This window comes from Mastigocoleus sp. MO_188.B34 (assembly GCF_030065675.1).
Lineage (GTDB): Bacteria > Cyanobacteriota > Cyanobacteriia > Cyanobacteriales > Nostocaceae > Mastigocoleus.
Map to the genome: position 1 here is coordinate 1 of NZ_JASJDK010000220.1, position 6,227 is coordinate 6,227.

Sequence of the window (6,227 nt, forward strand, 5' to 3'; positions counted from 1 at the left end):
CAGGGTTGGGAACCATCTTTACCTTGATGACTGAAGAAATCTTGCCTACCCATGTTATCAGAGTGTTTTTGGGCGGCTGTTGCTAATTCAGGATCCCATTTTAAGGGGTCTAAACCGTTTTTCTTGCGGAAATCATTGGTTAAGTCCAGTACTTGTTTGGTAAAACTTTTAGTTGTATCAACCATTACTGATAAGCTCCCTTAATTGAATGATTTGTTTGGATTTCAATTCATTTTTGTGTTTAGACCTGAACAATATTCCTAGATCGATATGGAGACTGTTGTAGACGCTCTAATTCCCATCTGATGGATATTCCCCTATATTCACCAATTCTGGGGGGCTTTGAGATTTTTAACTTTCGCCAAATATCTCTGAAAGCATGTATTAGCAGACCCACAGGTAGCATAGCTACAGCGTGACTCTAAGGTCATTACATACGCACAGTTCTGCTAAATGCTAAGGAATAATGGCTTTACAGGGCGTGCTTTCAAGTATTAATTACACATTTTTTTTGATTTTAAGATTCCCCTAAATCCCTCTTAAAAAGGGGGACTTCGACTATTTTTAAAGGCTAGGGGGAACCGGAACATAGTTTTAAAACACGCCCTAGGAGTGCAAAATCATCCTTTGATTAAGCAACGCTTGATTTATTGTGGTGGTGAATTCTTAGGCTTAAAGTCCCAATTTTACTCATATTGAACATTATATCTAAATAAAGTCAGGTCTAAATACGGAAAGTACAATTGTTTTAGTAACTGTTTCTATGACATGTATGATGTTGCTTTTTTCTTACCTGTGAATGTCGACTGACGCTTTTCTGCTTGTTATGCACACATAAACATAAGCGAAATCGATCTAATCAAAAAAGCATTAAATCAAAGAAAATGCTAGTTCAAACCGATAGCTCAGTTCGGTCAAAATACGGAAACAAACTTCTCAAATTCCTCACACCACTCAATTACTTCCATGGAAATTTATTTTTTGGAAGTATTTATTTTTTGGAAGTCAACAAGCCTAAGTATTGGGCTTAACTATAGTTTTCAGCTACAAGTACTCAGGTTAAAAACCACAGATACAAGTATGGTACGAATAAAGTGAGTAATTCAAAACAATTTTGTGACAAACTCGGGACAAATTTTTATTTTTAGTAATAAAAAATACGGTTGTAGTTCGGAAGCTACGATTGTAGATTAGATTGTGTTTCTAAGTTGTGATATATTTCCTTGAGAGCTTAAATTACGATGTTAAGCGTCTAAAAACCTTGATTTTAAAGGAAAATTATCAGATATCTTAAAATTACTCAGTGATTTGAGCTAGTAGTTTCAAAATATCTCTTGGGTTAGTATTTATCAGTATTCTGGGACTTAAGAGGATAAATTGACACCATTTGTAAATCATTTTGCAAACTCTATCATCCTATACGGTCTGCTCGAAAAATATTAGCTATCATACGATACATTCGAGCCTTGAGGTGAAAGTAACTCACAGACTGGAATTAGTTTTATGTTTTTGCATATAGTGCTAAAGCACTACTACGAACCTTACAGCAGCTTTCATTTATTTGAACCACACATCCGCAAAGCAACATCTTTGTAGAGACGCGACAGAGGCTAACGCCGACGCCGCAGGCTCTGTCGCGTCTCTACCCGTGGTCTATTTACTTGAAAATAGCTGTAAATCACCCGACAAAATTAATGTGGTTAAGTACTGGTAGTTCACCACAGAGATTTTGATAGGTAATTTCTTCGTACTTACTTAAACTTTAGCCCTGTTGGGAAATAACCAAGCTTTTAGATCCAAAGCAGCAATCTATTTTTAGGGGATTATTTGCGATGAAACTGGTAGTTCCACCTACCGAAATTGCTCTGTACGAACTTAGAGCATTAAAAACGGTAGCAGTTGCTGATGGAAAACTCGACGATTTAGAGTATCAGATGCTGATGTCGATGCAAACCTATATTTTCAAAACTAATGTATCGATTGATGAACTGAAGTTAATTACACCGCAAGAGTTAAGTAGTAAGATAATCAATCGAGAGTTTTGTAAGCAACTTATTCACTACTGTATTTTAATTTCAATTATCGGTACTAAGGTTACAAGAAATAAAACCAGAATGGTAATTGAGTTTGCTAAAGCACTTAAACTTAATGACTGTGCAGTACAAACACTTAAGCATTTAGTAAACAATCGATTAGCTTTAGTCAGATTTAATGTTTTCCGTCATGGATTTATTGGTCCTAAGGTGATGGACACACTACGTAATGAAGGTATTGGTGGAATGATTCCAACATTAAAATATTTGATGAGTAAAGGAGATCGAAAAACTGCTGCTCGCTATCAAAAGTTAGAATTTTACCCAGAGGGAAGTTTAGGGAAAGAACTTTATCAACATCTTCGCAAGCATGGTTTTAATTTACCAGGAGAAGAAGGAGGAACCCCAGAAATTTTCTTGGTTCATGACTGTGTTCACATTTTGGCAGAATATCATACTTCAATGTCGGAAGAAGCTGTGATATCTGCGTTTCAAGCAGGTTTTTTAGATAAAGATCCATTTTGGGGTTTATTGTTTACTCTCCTCCAATTCCATTTGGGTATAAAAGTATTGACAGCCTCTTTTACCAGTAGAAATGAAGTGGAACCAGAGTCTTTGTTCAAAGCTTTGGAACGTGGTACTCACGTAAAAGTTAATTTATCCAAAAATTGGAATCCTTGGTCAGTATTTGAGCGACAGGTTGAAGATTTACGTAAAGAATACAATATTCCACCACGAACTTAGAATCTGATAATTAGTGTTAAATTCTGATATCAAGCCTTGGATAGAGTAGTTAATTTAGTTCAAAGTCTGAAAGAGACGTGAAGTAATATCACGTCTCTCAATGGTTTTCTTTAGACTCCTAATTGGTAGGGTCAGTAAATGCAAAGATACTCTCTTAACTTTATGCTCGATCAAGCAAATAAATCAGCACTTGTTGACAATAAACAAGTAAAACTAATGATAATAGCTAAAAAAGGCTAATTAAAAATAAGTTGTGGTTTTTATTATTAGAAAATAATCTGGTTATCTATTTGTGGGAGGCTTTTTGGAAAGCCATATTATTTACCCGAAATATCTTAGATCCCCCTAAATCCCCCTTGGGAAGGGGGACTTTTGCCCCCTTTTTAAGGGGGTTGGGGGATCTCAACAATAATTTTGGGTAACAAAAAATACTTTACAAAAATCCTCTTAGAGAAAATCTGAAATATATGATGAAAACTTGACAAATATAAGTTTGAAAATAAGTATGAATTGATGATTATTATAAAATTTGTAGAGACATTTTGAAACGCCTCTAAAAAATAAATAACTCACCAGTTAATAAATCACGTATACGATCTCGATATCAAATTTAATTGCAGTCTGATTTTTGGGTACTGGAAATAAAATCCTCAGAAGTTGCAAGATCTGGATCTGCAGTTAAAACCACATCTCCATTTTGATTCACGAACCAACCTCTAGCTTCTACTATGGGTTCTGGAAGATTTTTTAACTGCTTAACTTTATATTTTTGTCCCCGAAGTTTCTGTTTTTTTATATTTTTTTGATCTAGTTTTTTTCTAGGAGGAAGGGCGATCCAATTAGGTTCTATATGGGAATCTCTAAGAAATGTTCTCGGATTTTGGGGAAATCCACCTTTTCCTGTGATGATAAATGAGTTTTTCCCCCGCGATCGAGGTGCACGACAAACAGATGACACTTTAATTTTTGGTGTTACAGTTGATGCTTTAAATAATTTCACACTGGGGTCTTGTTCGGGTGAATTAATAATTACTTCCCCATTCAAATCGGGGTTACTTTGGGAAATCGCCGTGATGTCACTAGTTTGTAATCGAAATGGGTCTAAGATTGCAAAATCGTTAGTTACTAATTCTTTAGTTAGATTTTCTCGACTGAGAGGTTCAATACCAAAAAGATTTACAGCCTGAATTCGCACTTGACCGCCAGAACCTTGAAAAGCATTAGCGGTAATATCATTATTTTCTAAACTGTTGGCAATGATAAAGCCTTTGGGAACATTAATTGTAATATTTCCCCCATTTCCACCAAATTTTGCAGTTCCTGCATTGGTTGATATTTGACTATTACGACGCATTAATAGGAAATCTCGCACCTGTAAGGAAATATTTCCACCATTTCCTGATTGAGCGTCCGATATCAGCTTTCCTTCATCGTCTAAAAATATAGAGTTAGCAGTAATATTTAATTCGCCTGCTTTTCCTAAACCATCTAGACCTCTACGAGAAGTAATTTTTTGTGATTTTGGTATTCGGCTGTTGACACTCACTTTTGCTACATCTCTGACAGCTAATTGCTTTGTCACAATCTTCAAACTTCCTGCATCTCCAAAAGCTTTAGTTGAAGCAGTTAAGCTACTGGGGATACCTGTCGCTGACTTTCCACTCACTTCCACAAATTCCGAGGCATTTATTATTAAATTACCTCCGTTCCCGGTAGCAGGTGTTATCTGTGAATTCTCAAGATTAAAAGTTCCAATAGATTCAGTTGATATCGTTGCACCATCTTTGACACTCAACCTGGAAGTATTTATTGTAATATCACCAGCATCCCCTTTAGCAGCAGCGATACTTGACAATGCACTAGGAAAACTAGGTTTACCATTTTCCTGGAACCTTCCTTTTAATTCTATAGATTCAGAAGTATTTATAATTAAATCGCCACCTTTTCCCCTTCCTTGTGTAGCAGAAAATACTTGTGCCCCATCTTTGATGCTTAATTTCCTTGCATAAACCTTTATCTTTCCAGAATCTTCATCTCCTATAGTTCTATTTGTCAATATTGTAGGAAAACCAATAAATTCTACTAAATCTCCTTTCACTTGAATATCACCACCACCTTCTCCACTGACGTCTACACTAGATGAAATCAAGGAATCATTAGAATTTCGCCGAACAATTTGAATATTTTGAAAATTCTTTATACCTCCATAATCTAAAATCCAACCTTTGTTTGTTTGTTTAAGATTAACCAAACTATTAGCACCTATACTTCCAAGCTCTATCCTTCCCTCTGATGCAGTTATATTTCCAGCTTCTAAGATTAGATCACCACCAATCAGTGCTAAGGTATTTCCTGTAGGTACTTGTAAACCAACAGGTTGTTTGAGCACATTAGTTGCGCCATTTGGACTAGCTTGAGATTGATTCTTTATAGGTTTTGCAGTGGCTCCAAATTGTAAACCAGTAGGAACATTTATTGCTAGAAGAGGTTTAGCTTGGGGTTGTACAGCACTAAAATTTGTTCCATCAGCAAAATTCACACTACTTGCGGTACTTCCAATAAATGAACCACCAATATTTAAAGAAGCATTAGGACCAAAAATAATTCCATTAGGATTGATTAAGAACAGATTAGCAGTACCATTGGTTCGAAGAATACCATCAATATTAGAAATAGAATTTCCTGTGACCCGAGTAATGATATTCTGAATGCTTGTATTGTTTCGGAAATGTGCAGTGACCCCAGTGGGTACAGAAAACTGTCCAAAACTATGAAAAAGATTTCCTCCAGAAGTGGTTCCACCTTCAATAATTCTGGTATTTCCCTGCGTTCTGACACGAGAATTACTTGGTAAAGTTCGATCTGGGGTAATTTGAGCATTAGCTGGACTGACAGACAAAGCAATTGCACCACTTATTGTAATTCCCAGTTTTCTGGAAAAACAACTTAAAATTTTCATCTTTTACACCACACTTCTATCAAGAATTTCAAATCAGCTTGAACTCTATGAAACAAAGCCCACTGGTCAAAGTGGTGATTTCAAAAATCAGAAATAAGGAGTTAGGATAATAATTAAGAAGAAAAAGCAAGAATATAAGAGTTAAATATACTAAATATAGCTTATATAATCAATATAGGTTGAATTTCAAAATTTTAGTTCATTCATTGCAACTTGATTTCGGCTATTGAACTTGATATTGCAAGTATGTATAAAATTACAAAATAGGTTGCTTGCTGTTAAGACTGCGGCTCTGTTAATACACAAAAAAACCCTATTTTTTAAGAAATAGAGTTTTAAAGGTATCTTGAAGTGTATCCCCTCAAAATTTCGGGGTAAGGGTTATTGAGGCATCCATGACCAACCAAATGGGTTAGAAGAAGATTTTTCCCGAATAATTGTCCCTAAAGATGGAACATTTTCAACTTGAGAAATGCGGTCACGTATATACT

General features: G+C 35.5%; 3 protein-coding genes. 1 reads left to right on the forward strand and 2 read right to left on the reverse strand.

Translation table 11 applies throughout. The features are described from left to right. On the reverse strand, nucleotides 1-185 hold a 185-nt coding region (locus QNJ50_RS28175; protein WP_300642423.1), incomplete at its 3' end, for a CAP domain-containing protein. A gap of 1,647 nt (nucleotides 186-1,832) precedes the next feature. Here QNJ50_RS28175 and QNJ50_RS28180 point away from each other — a divergent pair. Continuing rightward, nucleotides 1,833-2,777, forward strand: coding sequence for a hypothetical protein (locus tag QNJ50_RS28180; protein WP_300642425.1), 945 nt, complete (start codon nucleotides 1,833-1,835; stop codon nucleotides 2,775-2,777). A 610-nt stretch (nucleotides 2,778-3,387) separates the two neighbouring features. On the opposite strand, the gene QNJ50_RS28185 is transcribed toward QNJ50_RS28180, so the two are convergent. Next, complete coding sequence (locus QNJ50_RS28185) at nucleotides 3,388-5,736, reverse strand: filamentous hemagglutinin N-terminal domain-containing protein (protein WP_300642427.1); 2,349 nt, start codon at nucleotides 5,734-5,736, stop codon at nucleotides 3,388-3,390. Between the last annotated feature and the right edge of the window lie 491 nt (nucleotides 5,737-6,227).